Source organism: Pseudofrankia sp. DC12, assembly GCF_000966285.1.
GTDB lineage: Bacteria > Actinomycetota > Actinomycetes > Frankiales > Frankiaceae > Pseudofrankia.
This window is the reverse complement of the sequence record NZ_KQ031391.1, coordinates 6,486,627-6,504,646: the sequence shown is the minus strand read 5'-3', so window position 1 is coordinate 6,504,646 and position 18,020 is coordinate 6,486,627. Positions and strand designations below refer to the sequence as shown.

Below are 18,020 nucleotides of genomic sequence, written 5' to 3'. Positions count from 1 at the left end.
CCGGCCCGCCGCGCCACCGGCCGCGGCCCTGCCACGAGGTTCGCCTCAGGGCGGGGCTCGCCGGCCGGGCTCGCTAGTCCGGCAGCGCGTAGGCGCCGGCGGCGATGTCCTCGAAGAGCGTCGGGCCGGTGGGTGTCCAGCCGAGCAGCTCCCGGGTGCGGTCGTTCGACGCGGCGACGTCCCGGCCGAAGAAGATGCCGATCCAGCCGAAGTGCGCGTCGGCGTCCGCCGGGGCTACCGGCCCGGTCGGCAGGCCCAGGTAGTCGCCGAGGGCGGCGGCGATGTCGCGGGAGGGCAGGCCGCTCTCGGCCACCGCGTGCACCCGGGAACCCGCCGGCGCCTTCTCCAGCGCGAGGCGGACCAGGCTCGCCGCGTCGCTGCGGTGCACCGCGGCCCAGCGGGTCGAGCCGTCGCCGACGTAGCCGGCGACGCCGCGCTCCTTGGCGATCCGCGCGAGTACCGAGGTGAAGCCGTGGTCACCCATGCCATGCACAGTCGGCGAGAAACGCAGCGCCACCGGGCGGACCCCGCGGTCGGCGGCCTCGAGGGCGAGGTTCTCGCTGCCGCCGCGCAGCGAGTCGACGCCACGGAACGGGGACGGGTCGTCCTCGGTCATCAGCCGCCCGGTGATACCGGAGGCCAGGCCGGAGGCGAGCAGGAACGGCCGGTCGCTGCCGGCGAGCGCGTCGAGCATCCGCGCGACGGCGGCGTGCTCGGTGCGCCCGGCGCCGGCGTAGTCGGAGAAGTCGTGGTTGAACGCGAGGTGGATGACGCCGTCGGAGGCCGCGGCCGCCTCGGCGAGGCCGTCGGGGTCGTCGAGGCTGCCGCGGTGGACGGTCGCGCCCTTGGCCTCCAGCGCGCCGGCCGCCGCGTCGGAGCGGGCGAGGCCGACGACCTTGTAGCCGTGGGCGAGAAGCTCGTGGGTCACGGCCGAGCCGATCCAGCCGGAGGCACCGGTGACGAAGACACGCATGGCTGGCTCCTTCGAAGATATGTCAGTTACTGACATCGACACTAGCACCGCATGTCAGAAGCTGTCATCACTACACTCGGTGGAGTGGGACGCTGGGAGCCGGACGCGCGCGGGCGGATGATGCGCGCCGCCGTCGAGCTCTTCGGCGAGCGCGGCTTCGAGCAGACCACCGCCGGCGACATCGCCGAGCGCGCCGGCGTCACCGAGCGCACCTTCTTCCGGCACTTCGCGGACAAGCGCGAGGTGCTCTTCGACGGCGCGAAGACCCTGGAGCGGACCGCGTGTGAGGCGATCCTGGCCGCGCCCGCCGACCTCTCGCCCCTCGATGCGGCCCTGGCCGGGATCGTGGCGGGTGGCGGCCTGCTGGGCGAGATCCGCGAGCACTCGGTTCGCCGCTCGCGCATCATCGCGGCCAACCCGAGCCTGCAGGAACGTGAGCTGCTCAAGCTGGCGGCGATGACCGACACGACGGCCGAGGCGCTGCGGGCCCGCGGCATCGGCGAGCCGGCCGCCAGCCTCGCCGCCCACAGCGCGATGACGGTCTTCCACATCGCGTTCGCCCGCTGGGTCTCGGCGGACGAACCGCCCAGCTTCGCCGTCTGCGTCGCCGACGCCGCCGCGGCGCTGCGCGCCCTGCTCTGACCCACGAGCGGTCCGGCGGCCAGCGACTTACGTGAGCACCTTTCTGTTGATGCCCGATCGCCCTGATCGATCCGAACGCGTCGCGAGCCGGCAGCCCGTCGGCCTTCAATAGATCACGCTGACATGCCCGAACCGTCAGTCGGCGAGCCTGCGCGCGATCACGGGCGGTTCCTTCCCGGCGAGCAGCCAGCCGGCGGCGGCCGCGACCAGCGGGATGCCGACGAGCAGGACCAGCGGGTACACCGGCGGCACCCGCCCGAAGACCGCGAGGTCATGCCGGTACACCGCCACCAGGCCGAGACCGGCACCGGCCGTGCCGAGGACCCCGCCAAGCAGCGCGAGCCCTCCGGCAGTGGCCGCGGTGAGCGTGCGCCTGATGCCGGCGCCGGCCCCGGTCGCCGTCAGGGTGCGCAGGTCGGCGGCGCCCTCGCCGCGGATCAGGCCGACGGTCATGGCCAGGACCGCGAGCGCGAGCAGCAGGCCGCCGGCCGTGGCGCCGGCCCGGACCGTCCGCACGCCCGGATGACCGTAGCGGAACTCGACGGTCAGTCCGGCCGCGGCGGCGATCCGCCGGGCGTCGGCCCGCTGCGCGTCGGTCAGCGGCTGCGCCGACTCGAGCAGCCAGCCGGCGCGGACCGGGGTGAGATGGCGGCGGGTGAGTGCGCCGGCCGTCAGCAGCGTGTCGGGCAGCGACGTGAAGCGGGGACCGCTGACGTGGGTGATGGGCGGCCGCCGCGCGTCGCGCCCGTCGTCGAAGATGACCAGAGGCCCGGTCCTGGCGGTGACCACGTCGGTGGCCGGCGGGATCTTCACGCCGTCGGCGCCCACGAGCCGCAGCAGGTCAGGCGTGGCGACGTACGCCGGGATCCCTTCGTACTCATTGCTGCCGCGTGGTAGGTCGACCTCCACGGCGCGCCGGACGGGCTCGTTGCCCTGCAGGCCCAGCTCCGGGCGGGCCGCCGGGTCGTAGGCCAGGTCCAGCGGGATCACGGCCGGATGCGGGAGCACCGCGGCGAGTTCGTCGACCTGCGCGGCCAGGCCCCGTAGCTGGGCGTCGGTCCGGATCGGCACCAGGCCGGGCGGGTCGCCGGGCCGCGCGATCCCGACGAGCAGCTGGTGATCGCCCAGATTTCCGCCCGTCGGGCTGCCCTGGATACCGGTCGTCACGACGATGACGGTGGCGGCGATGCCCAGCGCGAGACTGATCGCGGCCAGCGCGGCCCCGGACCGGGCCTGGTGGCGGCCCAGGTCGCGCAGCGCCAGCCGGACGGCAACCGGAGCCCGCCCACCCGCCGCGGCGAGCAGCCTGATCGCCGGCGGGCCCGCGAACAGCATCGCGAGCGCCATCGCCACCGTGCCGGCGACGATCAGGGCCGGGTGCTTCTTCTCGCCGGCCGCCAGCAGTCCCAGCCCGACGGCGAGGAAGAAGACGCTGACCAGCGCCGGGCGGTGCGACGGCCTGGGCGCGGGCGGACGGTCGGACAGCGCGAGCGTGACCGGCAGGCGCGACACCGCGCGGGCCGGCCACCAGGCCGCGGCCGTCGCCATCAGCACCGCGAGCAGCCCGACGCCGGCGACCAGCGGCCAGGGGATGTTCAGCCGGTCGACCCGGTGCCCGGCCGCCGGTTCCAGCCAGGCGGCCATCGCCGGCCAAAGCGCCAGCCCGAGGGCGGCGCCGGCTCCGGCCGCCAGCCCGCCGACCAGCAGGCCGGTGACGGCCATCATCAGCCGGACGTGGCGCGCGGTGGCGCCGATCGCCGCGAGCATCCCGAGCTGGCGCAGCCTGCGGTGGGCGAGCACGGCGAACCCCGCGGCCGCCACGAACGCGACGAGCAGGAGCAGGATCGTCGCGCCGCCGAGGACGAGGGTCGTGATCACCAGGTGGTCGGTGTTCGGCCCCTGCCCCATCACCTGGCCCACGGTCGTCAGGTGGAGGGCTTCGAGGCCAGGTCCGCTGTTCCTGGCGAACACCGACACGGTCTGCGGCGGGGCGGCGGCCGCGGGCGCGACCAGGACGAAGTCGTCCGTCAGGTCGCTCGGGTCCTCGGCGATGCCGACGATCGTCCGCGCGTGGCCGTCGAGCGCGACGGTGCCGCCGAGCCGCAGCCCGAGCAGCTTCGCCACCCCGGTGGTGACGGCCGCCTCGTTCGGCCCGGACGGGTACCGGCCGCGGTGGATGGCGAGCAACTGCCCGGTGAAGGTGCCGTGCGGCGTCTGCTCGCGGTAGTCGACCGCCTTGGCCAGGCCCGCGACGCTGTACCCGGAGTGGCCGATCACATCGATCGTTCCGAACGCGTGGCGCAGGGTGGCGACGTCGGCCGCCATGTCCGCCGCGCGGCCGTTCTGCCCATTGAGCACGTACACGGCCCCAGCCGTGCCGAGCTTGGGATCGGCCTGCCGCGGCACGTTGTACAGCGTGGTCCCGCCGCAGACCGCCACGGCCACCGTCATCAGCAGCAGGAGGGTCACCAGCACCTGGGAGCGCCACTCGCGACGCAGCATCCGCCAGGCCCACCGAGCCATCGCCCGCCGGGCCGGGAGCCCGCCTTCGGCCCGGGTGCGCGGCTGCCCGGCCGCCGGGCGGGGCGGCGCCTGCACGCTCATCGCGGCGCCTCCGCCCGCAGCAGCGACTCGGGGCCGGCCGCCGGGCCGGCCTGGTCCACGGCGACGCCGTCGCGCACGAACACCACGCGGTCGGCCCAGGCGGCGAGCTGGGCGTCGTGGGTCGCCAGCACGGCGGCCGCGCCGTCCTTGCAGGCGTTGCGCAGCAGCCGCATGACGTTCTCGCCCGCCTGGGTGTCCAGCGAGCCGCTCGGCTCGTCGGCCAGCAGCAGCCGGCGCTCGCCGACCAGCGCGCGGGCGATGGCGACCCGCTGGCGCTGCCCGCCGGACAGCTCGTCGGGGAAGCTGCCCGCCCGGTCCGCCAGGCCGAGCGTGTCGAGCGCGCGGCGCGCCACCTCGGCCGCCCGCCTGGCCTTCAGGCCATCCAGCTCCAGCGGCAGCGAGATGTTCTCGGCGGCGGTGAGCCCTGGCAGCAGGTTGAAGTCCTGGAAGACGTAGCCGACGTGGCGTCGTCGCATCCGGGCGCGGTCGGCCGCCGACATGCCCGCCAGCGAGGTGCCCTCGACCAGGACGTCGCCGCTGGTCGGCTGCTCCAGACTGCCCGCGATGGTCAGCAGCGTGGACTTGCCGGAGCCGCTCGGGCCCATGATCGCGACCATCTCGCCAGCCCGGACCGACAGGTCGACGCCTGCCAGCGCGCGTACCTCGGTCGGTCCCGAGCCGTACACCTTGGTCACGGCGCGCAGCTCCAGGACGGGGGCGGCCGGGACGGCATCCGCCGGGACGGCATCCATCGAGGTCGAGGTCACCGGGCCGCCCTCGCGGTGCGCCGAGCCGGGGCAGGGGCCGGCGCCGCGGCGGACGCCACGGGTGGGCGGTGCCGCAGCCGGCCCTCCGCCGCGTCCAGCCAACGGACGACCGCCTCCAGCCGGAAGATCTCGGCGTCCGCGACCAGCAGCAGCCCGAGGTCGTCGGCGGCGGCGTCCTCTTTCAGCCGGGTGTAGCGGCTCATCGTCTCGATCAGGTGGCGCCGGTGGCTCTGGAGGATCCCGGCCACGTCGACCTCCGGCAGCCGCGCGGCGACCAGCACCTTGATGACCAGCTCGTCGCGGGGCGGCGCGTCGGCGCCGGGCGGCGTCGTAAGCCAGCGGGCCAGCTCGGCGCCGCCCTCCGGCGTGATCCGGAACGTCTTCTGCGGCCCCGGCTCATCGCCGTCGTCCGATGCCACCAGCCCGTCGCGTTCGAGCCTGGCCACGGTCGTGTAGACCTGCCCGACGTTGAGCGGCCAGACCTCGCCGGTGCGCGCCTCGAACTCCTGGCGCAGCTGGAGGCCGTACTTCGGGCCCTCGCTCAGGAGAGCCAGCAGGGCATGTCGCACGCTCACGGGAAAGTCCTCTCGGAGAATACTCGGTATCATACCCGGTATACACCAAGCTTGACGAGACCCCCGCGCGTCAACGCGTCAAACTCATTCCTCGACGGCACCGTCTGGACGGGGCGCGCTCCCCCGGCGGCCCGCGAAGACCCGGTAGGCGGGGCGCAGCTCCTCCCGCAGGTCGCCGAGCGGTTCCACCACCAGCGGCCCGCACAGGTCCAGCAGGATGTCGGGGCGGGCCGGCCCGTGATCCTCGGACCGGACGCCCGAGCCGCCGGCGGAGACCGGGGCGGACCAGAACGCGGACGGGGAGCTGGGCAGCGGTTCCCCGGTCTCGTCCGTCGTCCCACCGCCCGGCTGGCCGGCCGCGACCTGAGGCCATCCCCCGGACCAAACGTAAGGTTGGGCGCCACCAGAGCTGGACGCCGAGGCCGGCCGCAGGCGCCGGATGCCGGTAAGGAGGGCGTCGCGTTCACGGCCGCGCAGCGCGAGGAGCGCGAACGCGTCGAGGTCCATCGACTCGCCGAGCCGGTGGCAGGCCGCCACGAGGTGCGCGCACGGCCGCTGCCAGTCGGCGCAGGTGCAGTCCATCGCCAGGTCGTCGGCCCGGGTCGGGAGCAGCGAGAGCCCGAGCAGCGCGAACGCGTCCTCGATGTCGGGGGGCATCGAGCCGGCCAGCAGCGCGGCGGCGTACCGGGCCTGCGACGCGAGCGCCCGCTCGATCCGCCCCCAGTCGGTGTCACCGAACGTCCGGACCGCGAGGCGGGTCTTGTGCAGGTCCTCTCTCTGGTCGCGGACCATCGCGACGACGAGGTTGCCGGACCGCCGCACGCTGAGCACCGCCTCGGTGCGGGCCAGGGCACGGCCGGCGCGCAGCGGCTCGGGCGGGCTCATGCCCTCGATCAGCGCGAGGAACCGGGACGACCACCAGGACCGGTCAGCCATCGACGGCCTCCGGGGCGAGCGCGACGAGGTCGCGCAGCTCGTCGGTGTTCAGCGACGCGAGCCAGCTCTCCCCGCCGCCGACGACGGTCCGGGCGAGCGCCGCCTTGTCCACCAGGATCCGGTCGATCCGCTCCTCCAGCGTGCCCATGCACAGCAGGGTCCGGACCCACACGTCACGGCGCTGCCCGATCCGGTGCGCGCGGTCGGTCGCCTGCGCCTCGACCGCCGGGTTCCACCAGCGGTCGACGTGGACGACGTGGTTCGCCGCGGTCAGGTTGACGCCGGTGCCGCCGGCCTTGAGTGACAGCAGGAACACCCCAGGGCCGGCTTCGGTCTGAAACCTCTCGACGAGCACGTCCCGCTCGGCCGCGCGCAGGCCGCCGTGCAGGAACGACACCTCCACCCCCAGCCGGGTCGACAGGTAGGGCGCGAGCATGGCACCGAAACGGGCGAACTGGGTGAAGCAGAGCGCCCGATCGCCGCTGGCGACGACCTGTGCGAGCAGATCCTCCAGCCGGGCGAGCTTGCCGGAGCGCCCGGACAGCGCCGAGCCGTCCCCGAGCAGGTGCGCCGGGTGGTTGCAGACCTGCTTGAGCCTCGTCATCGCCGCGAGCACCACGCCGTTGCGCCGGACCGGGGACGAGGCGTCCCGCAGCCGTTCCATCATGTCGTCGACGACGGCCCGGTACAGCGACGCCTGCTCGGCCGTCAGCGTGCAGAGCTGGCGCAGCTCCACCTTCGCCGGCAGGTCCCGCAGCACCGCCGGGTCGGTCTTCACCCGGCGCAGCACGACCGGGCGGATCCGTGCGCGCAGCCGGGCGGTCGCGTCGGGGTCGCCGTACCGTTCGATCGGCACCGCGTAGCGGGCGTGGAACAAGCTGGCCGAGCCGAGCAGGCTCGGGTTGACCGCCCGCATGATCGACCAGAGGTCGCCGAGCCGGTTCTCCACCGGGGTGCCGGTCAGCGCTATCCGGTGGCGCGCGGACAGCCGGCGAACGGCCCGGGCCTGCGCGGTCGCGGCGTTCTTGATCTGCTGCGCCTCGTCGAGGACGAGCCGGTCCCAGCCGACCGGGCGGAACTCCTCGATGTCGCGGGCGAGCTGCGTGTAGGTCGTGAGGACGAGGTCATGGCGGCTGGCGGCCTCGGCCAGCGGTCTACCGCCGCCGCCCGCGTGATGGGTGTGGACCGTGAGGCCGGGCGCGACCTGTTCGGCCTCGCGCCGCCAGTTGCCGAGCACGGAGGTCGGGCAGATGACGAGGGTGGGCTCCCGCCGGGCGCCGGCTCGGGAGAGCAGCTCCAGCGCCAGGACCTGGATGGTCTTGCCCAGGCCCATGTCGTCGGCGAGGACCGCGCCGACGCCGAGCCGGTCGAGCAGAGCGAGCCAGGCCAGGCCGTGCTCCTGATAGGGCCGCAGCCGCACGCCCAGGCCGGCGGGCAGCCCGACCGGGGTCAGGCCGGCACGGGCCTGACCGGCGTCGGCCGGGCAGAGCTCGCCGGCGGCGCCCGCGAGCAGGGCGCCCAGCCAGCCGTCCGCGACCACCTCGACCTCACCGTCGGAAGCCTCGCCGGCACTGGGAAAGAGACCTGTTTGGGCGAGGACGTCGCGAACGGTCAGCTGGCCGCCGGCGGACTGACGGGCCAGGTCGACGCTGGCCAGCTGACCGGGGCTCACCCGCGTCCAGCGGCCCCTGACCTTGACCAGCTCCGCCTCGGCCGCCGCGAGGCTGTCAAGCTCGGCGTCGGTGAGCTCGACGTCGCCCAGGCTGACGGCCCAGCGGAAGTCCACGATCCGGTCGAGGTCCGTCGTGACGTCCCGCAGGACCGGCGCCACCGGGTGCACCGCGCGAACGGTGAGCCGGGACGCCGGGCGGGCCGGCCGCGTCCACCACGACGGTACGAGCACCCCGAAGCCCTCCTGTCCGAGGGCGCCGGTGAGGCGCAGGAACTCCCGCGCCTGGTCGAGGTCCAGGTCCAGGCCGGTCGGCCTGGCCTCGCGCAGGGCCCGGCCCAGCCCGGGCCAGACGGCGACCGCCCGCCCCAGCCCGGCGAGCAGCGACTCCTCGGCGTCGGTGGCCCAGCTCGTCGGCCCGGCCGGGCGGCGGGCCCAGACCTCGCCGGCCAGCACCTGGACGCCGGGGTCCGCGACCGCCTGGAGCAGGAAGTCGACCCGCCAGGCGTCGACATCGCCGGGGGCCGTCCGCGACAGCGCTCCCGGTTCGCCCAGCCGGAAGCACACCCGCGTCGGCCAGGGCCGCGCCCCGCCCGCCCGCCACGCCGCGACCTTGGCGGCGAGCTCGCCGATCGGGGCGCCGGCGGCGGTGAGCCGCGGGTCACCGTCGAGGGCGCGCAGCCAGCCGGCCGTCGCGCCCACCAGCCCCGACCGCCGCGGGCCGCGGGCCTTCGGGGCAGGCGTCTTCGGGGCAGAGGTCTTCGGGGCAGAGGTCTTCGGGTTCTGGTCGTTCGGCAGGCGGGCGGCCCGCCGCAGCCGATCACGGGCGTGGGCGTCCACGAGAGCGTCGAGTGCCGCGCTCAGCGCGCGGGCCGGGTTCGTCCCGGCGGCGTCCCCGTCCGGGGCGGCCCGGAACGACGGCGGCATCGCGGCACCCAGCTCATCGAACCGTTCGGCGTCCGGCCCGGTGCGGACGGGCAGCCAGCAGGCGAGCGGCTCGGCGCCGTCGCCGGCGACCGCGGGCAGGACCCGGCCTCGGTCGACCAGGTCCGCCGCGAACCCGTCGACGGCCAGCAGGAACAGCGCGGACGCCCCGAGCCGGACCGCCTCGCCAGAGCCGAACGTGAGCGGAAGGCTCGGCCGGACCGCGTCCACCAGCCAGCGCCGCAGGACCGGGCTGCGCCCGGCTGCCTCGGGACCGGCCGGCGCCGGCCCGGCTTCGGCCAGGGCGGCCGCCAACTCCGGTGACGCGGCTGGTCCCGTGGCCGTCGTCGGCAGCAGGAGGGCGCACCGCGCCGCCCCGGCCGCGCTGCCACGGGCCCCGGTGCGCCTGGTTGCCGGCCCGCCGCCAGCCCCGGCTGGCGGCCCGGTCACGAGCGGCGCGAGGTCCGAGCCCGCGGCCGCGAAGGGATGCCTGCCGTCGTCGGCCGGGAACGCCTCGCCGCGCCGACGCGTGTCCTCGGCCCACAGCCAGACCCCGTCGGCAGCCGTGCCGACGGCGTGCACGACCAGCATCGATACCCCCAGGGGCGGGCCGCCCCGGCCTCGGACCTCGCCAGGGCGCTCGCCCCAGAGCTTACGGACGGCCTCCGACACCACACCGGATCCGGCCAGAGCGGCCAACCGCGCACAGACTCGGGCTCACGCGCCGCCAGTCGATGAGTCCGGGCGCCCGGAGCGGTCGCAGCGGTCATGGAAACCACCAATCTCGCCACCCTGTACGACTCACCGGTGCTCGACTGGGCGGGGATAGAGGCCCGGCTCGGGCGGGGCCTGCCGCAGGCACCCCACGCCGGCGGCCCGGACCGTCACACCTGCTGGCTCGCCACGATCAACCCGGACGGTAGCCCGCACGTCACCGGCATCGGCGCGCTGTGGACCGGCGGCACCTTCTGGTTCGAGACCGGGCGGGGCACCCGTAAGGGACGCAACCTCGCCCGTGACCCGCGCTGCACGCTCAGCGTCGCCGCCCACGAGTTCGACCTGACCGTCGAGGGCACGGCGGACCTGGTCACCGATGCGGAAACGGTCGCCGAGCTCGCGGCGCTCTGGGCCGGCCAGGGGTGGCCGGCCAGGGTCGACGACACCGGCCTCGCGCTCACCGCCGAGTTCAGCGCACCGTCGGCGGGGCCGCCGCCCTGGCACGTGTACCGCCTGACGGTCCGCGCCGCGACAGCCCTGGCCACCGTCGACCCCGGTGGCGCGACCAGGTGGCGCTTCTAGCGGGAGCCGGGACCCAGACCGGCGCGGTTCATCGCATCCGCCAGAGCTGCACCGTGCTGTCGTCTCCGCCGGCGGCGAGGGTATGGCCGTCGGCCGTGAACGCCACCATCAATGAGCCGCTGTCCTACCAGCCGAGCATCATCCACCGGGGCCTGCGCACGCTGCCCGTCGAGCTGACGGCCACCGCTGCCTGACACCTCGGAGCCGGCGGTTGTCGTCGCGCCCGACGGACGGACCGACCGGTCGAGGTCCCAGCGGGTCGCGTGTGGGTGGGGCTTCCGGCCAGAATCGGAGCATCGCTGACGGTCAGCGCGCACCCGCGCCCGCGAGGAGCTGCTCATCACCAGCACCGGCGTCCCCGAAGCAGACGGCGTTCCTGACGCAGCCGGCTCCGCCGCGCCCGAGGACGGTCTCGGCCGAGGCCACAACGGGCGGCCACCGCTCGTGGTCCTCGTGCACGGCGCCCGCGACCAGGGATCGAGCTTCGACCGCGTCATCGCGCTCCTGGACGACCTGGAAGTCATCTCCTACGACCGCCGCGGCTGGGGGGACGAGCCGGACTGGGACGGCGTCCCCGCCGGCGTCGACGGTCACACCGACGACCTGCTCACCCTGGTCGGGGAACGATCCGTGACGGTCATCGGGCACAGCTGGGGCGGCCACGTGGCCGTGGCCGCGGCCATCCGGCGGCCCGACCTCGTCGGGTCCGTCGGCCTCTGGGAGACGGCGTTGCAGTGGGAGCCGTGGTGGCCGGCGGACCATCGGCAGCTCATCAGCAACGCCGTAGCCCGGCTGAAGGAGAAACCACCGGGCACGCCGCGGCAGAACCGCGAGCGTCTGCTGTTCATAGCGGAGGCGATGGAGATGTTCTCCGCGCCCTATGACCTGGCCCGGCTGAAGGCCCGGTGCGTCGTCGGCTACGGCGACGCGCCTTCCCCCATCTTCGAACCCGGCGTGCGCGCCTTCGCCGAGCTCATGGACGCCGAGCGGTTCGAGCTGCCCGGCGCCACCCACATGGCGCATCGCGAGAACCCGGGCGACTTCGCCCGGTTCGTGCGGCGCGCGGTCACGCTGAGCCGGCCAGGCGCACCCGCCTGACCGGCCCAGCGTGCCCGGCTCGGCCTGACGGGCTCAGCTCGTCCAGCAGGTGACGACGGCGTCGCGCAGCTCGTAGCTCATCAGGCCGTCGCACCACGTCATGTCCGGGACGCGGGCGAGGCGGACGTCGGTCAGGCGACGTCATCCAGTTGTTCGCGCTGCTGCTACTGCGCGACCGCCAGAAACGGAGAAGGCCATCGTCGGCGGGCGCAGCGCCACAACCCGCCTGGCGCCGCCGCCGTGATACATCTACATATAACAGCCCCCCGGCGGGCGCATACATCGATCGGTCCGCGACCGCCGCCACCAGGCGCGGCCCCGCGCCAAGAACCGGTCCGGGGGCGGCGACGCCCTCGCCCGCCGACCTCCGAGGAGCGAACACCGTGCGGCTTCTTCCGAAGCTGACACCGACGAACACCTCGTTCTGGACGTCCGGTCGTCGTGTCCGCCGCCTAGACCGCCGGCGACCGGCCCAGGCCGGCGATCCGGGTCGAGGCGGTCGGCACCCAGATCCTCGAGCGGGTCTCCTGGGACCAGGGCACCCTCACCCACGAGCCGCAGGTCCTCGGCCAGGCCGCGCACCTGTGGAGCAGGACCAGCCTGCGCCCGGCCGACGTCGACGTCGCGCTGCTCTACGACGGCTTCACCTTCAACGCCGTCTCGTGGCTGGAGGCGCTCGGCTTCTGCGGGCTCGGCGAGGCGCAGGACTGGATCGACAAGGGCCGCCGGATCGCGCTCGACGGCGAGCTGCCGGTCAACCCGCACGGCGGCCAGCTCTCCGAGGGGCGCACGCACGGCTTCGGGTTCCTCTACGAGGCGGTGGCCCGGCTGCGCCAGGAGGCGGGCGACCGCCAGGTCGCGGGCGCCCGCACCGCCGTCGTGACCACCGGCGGTGGCACCCCGTCCGGCGTCCTGCTGCTCCAGCACGACCCCGGCTGACCACACGCTCGGGCGCACCCCAGGCCCACCCCGGATCGGGAGAACGACGATGAACGAATCGGCACCGGCGCCGGTAGCCGTGGTCACCGGCGCGGCGAAGGGCATCGGCCGGGCCGTCACGCGGCGGTTCGTCGCCGACGGCGGGCGGGTCGCCGCGGGCGACATCGACGAGGCCGGCCTCGCCGCGCTCGCCGACGAGCTCGGACCGGACGCACTCGCCACCGCCCGCTGCGACGTGACCGTCGAGGCCGACGTCGCGTCGCTCGTCGAGCTGGCCGCGGCGCGGTTCGGCCGGCTGGACACCGCGGTCGCCAACGCCGGCGGCGGGTCGCTCAGCGAGATCGCCGACCACGGCTTCGACGAGTGGCGCCGCGTCGTCGACCTCTGCCTGCACGGCGTGTTCCTGACCGTCAAGCACGCCGGCCGGGCGCTGCGCGACGCCGGGCACGGTGGCTCGATCATCGCGCTGGCCAGCCTCAACGCGATCCAGGCCGGCCGCGGCATGGGGGCGTACTGCGCGTCGAAGGCCGGCGTGGTCGCGCTGACCGAGGTCGCCGCGCTGGAGCTCGGCCGGCACGGCATCCGGGTGAACGCGCTCGCGCCGGGGCTCGTGCGCACGGCCCAGACCGGCGGGGTGTGGGCGCTGCCGGGCGTCCTCGACGAGTTCGTCGAGAACACGCCGCTGGGGCGGTTCGCCGAACCGGAGGAGATCGCCGAGCTGGTCGCGTTCCTCGCCTCCGACCGGGCGTCGTTCATCTCCGGCGCGCTGTACAGCATCGACGGAGGCGCGCGGACGAGACGCTACCCCGACATGGTCGCCGGGGTCGAGCGGCTGCTCGCCGGCGACACGCCCGTCGCTGGCTGAGCATCGCCGCCGCGGCGGCCCGGTTGGCGCGGTCCCGCCAGTTGGCAGGGCGCCCGCTTCTAGCGCGCCAGCTCACTGATCTCTATATGTTTCAGATGGCCCTTGCGCCGTCCGGGCGCGTGGCGCACGGCGCGAAAACCGAAGGGGTTCCCCATGGGCAAGCTTGAGGGCAAGGTCGCCTTCATCACCGGGGCCGCGCGCGGCCAGGGCCGCAGCCATGCCATCCGGCTGGCGAGCGAGGGCGCGGACATCATCGCGATCGACCTCTGCGAGCAGATCGAGAGCGTCCCCTACCCGCTCGGCACCCCTGAGGACCTGGCCCAGACGGTCAAGGAGGTCGAGGCGCTCGGCCGCGGCATCGTCGCCGCCAAGGCCGACGTCCGCGAACGCTCCCAGTTGCGCGCCGCCGTCGACGAGGGCATCGCGCGGTTCGGCCGCCTCGACATCGTCCTCGGCAACGCCGGCGTCTGCCCCTGGGACGACTTCTCGCTCGCCAGCGGCTTCGTCGACTGCACCGACGTCGACCTGATCGGCATCATGAACACCGTCGCCGTCAGCCTGCCGCACCTCACCGCCGGCGCCTCGATCATCCTGACCGGCTCCACCGCCGGGATGATGAAGGGCACGACGGAGGCCATGGGCAACACCGGCGGGGTCGGCTACTCCTGGGCGAAGCAGACCGTGGCGCGCTACACCGAGGTCCTGGCGCTGCAGCTCGCGCCGCACAGCGTGCGGCTCAACGCGATCCACCCGACCAACGTCAACACCAACCTGCTGCAGAACGACCGGATCTACAAGACGTTCCGGCCCGACCTGGAGAACCCGACCCGCGCGGACGCCGAGCTGGCGTTCCCGGTGCTGCAGTCGATGCCGATCCCGTACATCGAGCCGAACGACGTCAGCTCGCTGGTGCTGTTCCTCGCCTCGGACGACGCCAGGTACATCACCGGCCTCAACCTGCGCCTCGACGCCGGCGGCATGCTCAAGGGCGAGCCGGCCTTCTGACGGTTCGCTGGCCGCCGCCGGCCCTGGGGCCGGCGGCGGCCGCGCTCGGTACCGCAGAACGGCCGCGCCGGGTCAGGCCCTGGGCTGGGCGGCCCAGTCGTCACGGTTGGCTCGCACCGCGTCCACGACCCGGCCCCAGCCGGCGAGGCTCTCGGTGATCCGCATGTCGAACGGGCTGGTCGTGCGGAACTCCAGCACCTCCACTCCGTCGGGGCCGGCCGTGTAGGTGTACGGGCGGTCGGCCGGCTGGAAGAAGCCGTCGCCCTCGCCCAGCACGGTGTTGCCCATCCGCAGCTCGCCGCGGGCCACGTAGTAAAGGCAGTCGGCGCTGTGGGAGTGCCGCGGCAGCACGTAGCCCGGGCTGAACCGGGACCACACCAGGCTGGTGCCCCCGGACTCCGGGTCGCCGAACAGCACCCGCACGACCTGGCCGCCGCCCATCGCCCATTCGAGGAACTGCTCGGGCGCCTCCGGGGTCAGGACCGGCATCGACATCATCCCGGTCTCGTGCAGCAGCGGCGCCTCGGCGAGCCGGAAGGCCTCGCGCCGGGGCGGCGCCTGGGCCGTCCCCTCGGTCGTCGTCTCGGTCATGGCGGTGCCCGCCTCCTTCTGGCTTGGCTGAGCCGACCTTACGACCCGGCCCGACAATTATCTAGATGTATAGGTGAAGAGCTCGTGGGACCCGGGCTTGCGTTGATAGCTCTAGACTTTTTCGCCTAGGCTGCGGACGTGGACAGCACTTGGGCCTCGGCCGGCCGAGAAGGCTCCTCGCTTCGGCGCCGCCAGGCCGGAGGCTGAGGTGGACCTCGGCATCCGGGACAGCGGTTTCGTCGTCGTCGGTGGGACCGCGGGCATGGGCCTGGCCACCGCGCAGGTTCTCGTCGCCGACGGAGCGCGGGTGGTGCTCGTCGGCCGGGACGCCGACCGGGCCAAGGCCGCCGCCGAGCGCGTCGGCGAGCGGCGGGCGACGGCGGTGACCGGTGACGTCAGCCGCCCCGGTGAGGCGGAACGGATCCTGGCCGCGGCGGTCGAGATTCTCGGCAGGCTCTCCGGGATCGCCGTGACCACCGGAACCTCGACGGCGGGGCACCGCAGCCTGGAGACGGCCTCGGACGACAGCTGGGCGGAGGCTGTCGACGACGTGCTGATGGGCACCGTGCGCACCGTCCGCGCGGCCGTCCCGCACCTGGTCGCGGCCGGCGGCGGGACGGTGGTGACGACGGGGGCTTACGGCATGCGCGCCTACCACCCGGACCGGCTGCCGTACGTCACGCTCAAGAGCGGTGTCGCCGCGTTCACCAAGACCATCGCCCGGGCGTACGGCGGCGCGGGGGTCCGGGCGAACTGCGTCTGCCCCGGCGCGATCGAGACGGGCTCGCTCGCGGCCCTGCGCCAGGCGCTCGCGCGGGAACGCGGCGTGGCGCCCGAGGGCCTGCTGGAGCAGGTGATGGTCGACGAGTGGCACATGGACGTCGCCCTGCGCCGCCCGGGCACGCCCGCCGAGGTCGGCGAGCTGTTCGCCTTCCTGCTGTCACCCCGCGCCGGGTACCTCACCGGCGCCGTCATCAACATCGACGGCGGCACCCAGTTCTGACTGGCGGCGACCTCTCCGTCGACGCCGGCCGATCCGCGACCGCAACGCCGCCGAGACCGGGCAGCGATGTGCGGGGTGTTCGCTCATTACGCGGCTCTGTGGGCAGCCGGCGGTTCGTCACCGCCTCCACACGGCCATCGGAGGACAGTCCCTGCCATGAGGGCCGCCTTACACGAAACCGCGGACGGCGAGCACCCCGACCGGGTGACGCGACACGACGGGCCCGGCCATCTGGTGGTCTCCGAACATCCGGTCCTTCGCCGGTTCTGGTACGCGGCCTGCCTCGCGCACAACGTCCGCGACGAGCCGGTGGCCGGATCCGGCGGCTGTGGACCGATCTGGTCACCGGCCGGTGGCTGCCGTCCTGGTAGTCAGCGCTGGCCCGCCTCGACTGCCGGCGCCGCGCACGTCCGACATCGGCCGCCGTCGTGTTCCGGATTACCTCGTCACGGTCCGACCGGATATGGAATCGGTGGCGCCACCGTCCGACCGGGCCGGACACACGGTCGATGCATGACAGATCGTTACGAGACCACCGTCGGAGCACCCGGGCGGCGCCGCGGGGACGACACGCTGTCGCCAGACCTCAACGCCACGAGTACCTCGGCCCGTCCAGGCACACCCCGGACCAGCCCTAATCCAAGCGCAGGCGGGCGCTCCACCTGCGCTACTCTTGCCGTATGACCCGACCGCCGTCAGCTACCGGCCTGAGATTTCAACTGAGCTCGCGCGCCGTGTCCAGCCGCGATCTCGTCCAGGAATCGCTGACGAAAATAGACAGGCTCGAAGCTCGCATCGGTGCATTCATCAGCCGCGCGGACCCCGAGGATCTGCTGAGTACGGCGAGTCACATTGACGACCTGCGCGCGAAGGGCGAGGAGGTACACCCGCTCGCCGGCATTCCCGTCGCCGTCAAGGACAACATCGCGGTGCGGGGCATGGAGATGACCTGCGGCTCCCGCATCCTCGAGGGATATCGGCCTCCCTATGACGCGACGGCGGTCGGGCGTCTGCGTGATGCCGGTCTCATCATTGTCGGCAAGACCAACATGGACGAGTTCGGGTTCGGGTCCAGCACCGAGAACTCGGCGTTCCACACCACGAGGAACCCGGCGAACCTGGACATGGTGCCGGGCGGCTCCAGCGGCGGTTCCGCCGCCGCCGTCGCGGCCGGCATCGTGCCGTGGGCGCTCGGCACGGACACCGGCGGGTCGATTCGCCAGCCGGCCGCGCTCTGCGGGGTCGCCGGTTTCCGGCCCACGTTCGGCTCCGTGTCGCGCTACGGGCTCGTCTCGTATGCCTCGTCCATGGACCAGATCGGCCCCCTCGCGAAGAGCGTGGATGACGCTGCCGCGCTGCTGTCGGTCATCGCGGGGCCCGACCCGAGAGACTCGACCTGCTTTCCCCACCACCTGGGCCAGGTCGACCAGATACCGGGGACGCTGCGGGTCGGCGTACCGCAGGAGTACCTGAGCGACGCCTGCCAGCCGGCGGTGACGAAGGCGATCGCCGACGTCTCGGAACACCTTTCCGCGCTGGGCTGGAAAGTCACTCCCGTCTCGCTCCCGCTGACCGAGTACGCCCTCTCGATCTACTACATCATCGCCTCGGTCGAGGCCGCCAGCAACCTGGCCCGGTATGACGGGGTGAAGTACGGCTACAGCCTCCCGGACACGGACACCTGGGAGGAGATGCTCATCGGCACCCGCACGAAGGGCTTCGGCGACGAGGCCAAGCGCCGTATCATCCTCGGCACGTTCGCCTCCTCCGCCGGGTACCAGGACCAGTACTACGCCCGCGCCTGCAACGCCCGCGAACTGCTGAGCGCGGAATTCCGGCGGGCCTTCGAGAACGTCGACCTGCTGCTCACGCCCATCTCGCCGACGACCGCCTGGCGGCTAGGCGAGAAGACGACGGATCCCATCCAGATGTACCTCTCGGATGTGTTCAGTATTCCGGCCGCGCTGGCCGGGATACCGGCCTCCGTGATTCCCGTGGGAGCCGATGCCGAAGGCCTTCCGGTCGGTGTCCAGCTCTGCGGCCCGCCAGGCGCCGACAGCCTCGTCCTCGCCGCGTCGAGAGTGGTCGAGTCACTCACGGTCGCCGAGTAGCCGGCCGTAGTTCGGAGGG

The 18,020-nt window shown here is 73.9% G+C and carries 14 protein-coding genes and 1 pseudogene; 8 read left to right on the top strand and 7 right to left on the bottom strand.

Annotated elements, in window-relative coordinates:
* Positions 1-73 precede the first annotated feature (73 nt).
* Positions 74-973, bottom strand: a complete 900-nt coding sequence (locus tag FRADC12_RS26320) for an SDR family oxidoreductase (RefSeq protein ID WP_045878627.1) — start codon at positions 971-973, stop codon at positions 74-76.
* 84 nt (positions 974-1,057) lie between these two features.
* Between FRADC12_RS26320 and FRADC12_RS26315 the strand changes: the two genes are divergently transcribed.
* A complete protein-coding gene (locus FRADC12_RS26315) occupies positions 1,058-1,615 on the top strand; it encodes a TetR family transcriptional regulator (protein ID WP_045878626.1) in 558 nt (185 codons plus the stop codon).
* 135 nt (positions 1,616-1,750) lie between these two features.
* On the opposite strand, the gene FRADC12_RS26310 is transcribed toward FRADC12_RS26315, so the two are convergent.
* From FRADC12_RS26310 to FRADC12_RS26290, 5 genes are all read right to left on the bottom strand, one after another.
* A complete protein-coding gene (locus tag FRADC12_RS26310) occupies positions 1,751-4,219 on the bottom strand; it encodes an FtsX-like permease family protein (protein WP_045878625.1) in 2,469 nt (822 codons plus the stop codon).
* A complete protein-coding gene (locus FRADC12_RS26305; RefSeq protein WP_198153052.1) occupies positions 4,216-4,986 on the bottom strand; it encodes an ABC transporter ATP-binding protein in 771 nt (256 codons plus the stop codon). Before FRADC12_RS26305 ends, FRADC12_RS26310 begins: the two co-directional genes overlap by 4 nt.
* Entirely contained in the window at positions 4,983-5,561 is a 579-nt protein-coding gene (locus tag FRADC12_RS26300) for a PadR family transcriptional regulator (RefSeq protein ID WP_045878623.1), read from the bottom strand. Before FRADC12_RS26300 ends, FRADC12_RS26305 begins: the two co-directional genes overlap by 4 nt.
* Before the next feature lie 84 nt (positions 5,562-5,645).
* The gene (locus FRADC12_RS26295) at positions 5,646-6,497 is read right to left on the bottom strand and encodes an SWIM zinc finger family protein (protein ID WP_045878622.1); all 852 of its coding nucleotides are present in this window, start codon (positions 6,495-6,497) and stop codon (positions 5,646-5,648) included.
* Positions 6,490-9,681 (bottom strand): DEAD/DEAH box helicase, encoded by a 3,192-nt coding sequence (locus FRADC12_RS26290; RefSeq protein ID WP_045880267.1) that lies wholly within the window; start codon positions 9,679-9,681, stop codon positions 6,490-6,492. Before FRADC12_RS26290 ends, FRADC12_RS26295 begins: the two co-directional genes overlap by 8 nt.
* 177 nt (positions 9,682-9,858) lie before the next feature.
* On the opposite strand from FRADC12_RS26290, the gene FRADC12_RS26285 reads away from it, so the two are divergent.
* The 5 genes and pseudogenes from FRADC12_RS26285 to FRADC12_RS26270 all read left to right on the top strand — a co-directional run bounded on the left by FRADC12_RS26285 (position 9,859) and on the right by FRADC12_RS26270 (position 14,296).
* Complete coding sequence (locus tag FRADC12_RS26285) at positions 9,859-10,389, top strand: pyridoxamine 5'-phosphate oxidase family protein (protein WP_045878621.1); 531 nt, start codon at positions 9,859-9,861, stop codon at positions 10,387-10,389.
* 444 nt (positions 10,390-10,833) lie between these two features.
* Entirely contained in the window at positions 10,834-11,487 is a 654-nt protein-coding gene (locus FRADC12_RS28860; RefSeq protein WP_052711200.1) for an alpha/beta fold hydrolase, read from the top strand.
* 459 nt (positions 11,488-11,946) lie between these two features.
* A pseudogene (locus FRADC12_RS31835) lies at positions 11,947-12,426 on the top strand (thiolase C-terminal domain-containing protein); the annotation flags it as partial.
* A 49-nt stretch (positions 12,427-12,475) separates the two neighbouring features.
* Positions 12,476-13,291 (top strand): SDR family NAD(P)-dependent oxidoreductase, encoded by an 816-nt coding sequence (locus FRADC12_RS26275; protein ID WP_045878620.1) that lies wholly within the window; start codon positions 12,476-12,478, stop codon positions 13,289-13,291.
* Positions 13,292-13,444: 153 nt separating this feature from the next.
* Positions 13,445-14,296 carry a mycofactocin-coupled SDR family oxidoreductase gene (locus FRADC12_RS26270; protein WP_045878619.1) on the top strand — a complete coding sequence of 284 codons (852 nt, stop codon included), beginning with the start codon at positions 13,445-13,447 and terminating at the stop codon, positions 14,294-14,296.
* Between the two features lie 72 nt (positions 14,297-14,368).
* Here FRADC12_RS26270 and FRADC12_RS26265 read toward each other — a convergent pair whose 3' ends face one another.
* A complete protein-coding gene (locus FRADC12_RS26265; RefSeq protein WP_045878618.1) occupies positions 14,369-14,887 on the bottom strand; it encodes a cupin domain-containing protein in 519 nt (172 codons plus the stop codon).
* 208 nt (positions 14,888-15,095) lie between these two features.
* Between FRADC12_RS26265 and FRADC12_RS26260 the strand changes: the two genes are divergently transcribed.
* Positions 15,096-15,890: an SDR family oxidoreductase gene (locus FRADC12_RS26260; protein WP_084011204.1), complete on the top strand. Its 795-nt coding sequence runs from the start codon at positions 15,096-15,098 to the stop codon at positions 15,888-15,890.
* Between the two features lie 680 nt (positions 15,891-16,570).
* The gene (gatA, locus tag FRADC12_RS26255; RefSeq protein WP_045878617.1) at positions 16,571-18,001 is read left to right on the top strand and encodes an Asp-tRNA(Asn)/Glu-tRNA(Gln) amidotransferase subunit GatA; all 1,431 of its coding nucleotides are present in this window, start codon (positions 16,571-16,573) and stop codon (positions 17,999-18,001) included.
* Positions 18,002-18,020: the final 19 nt, after the last annotated feature.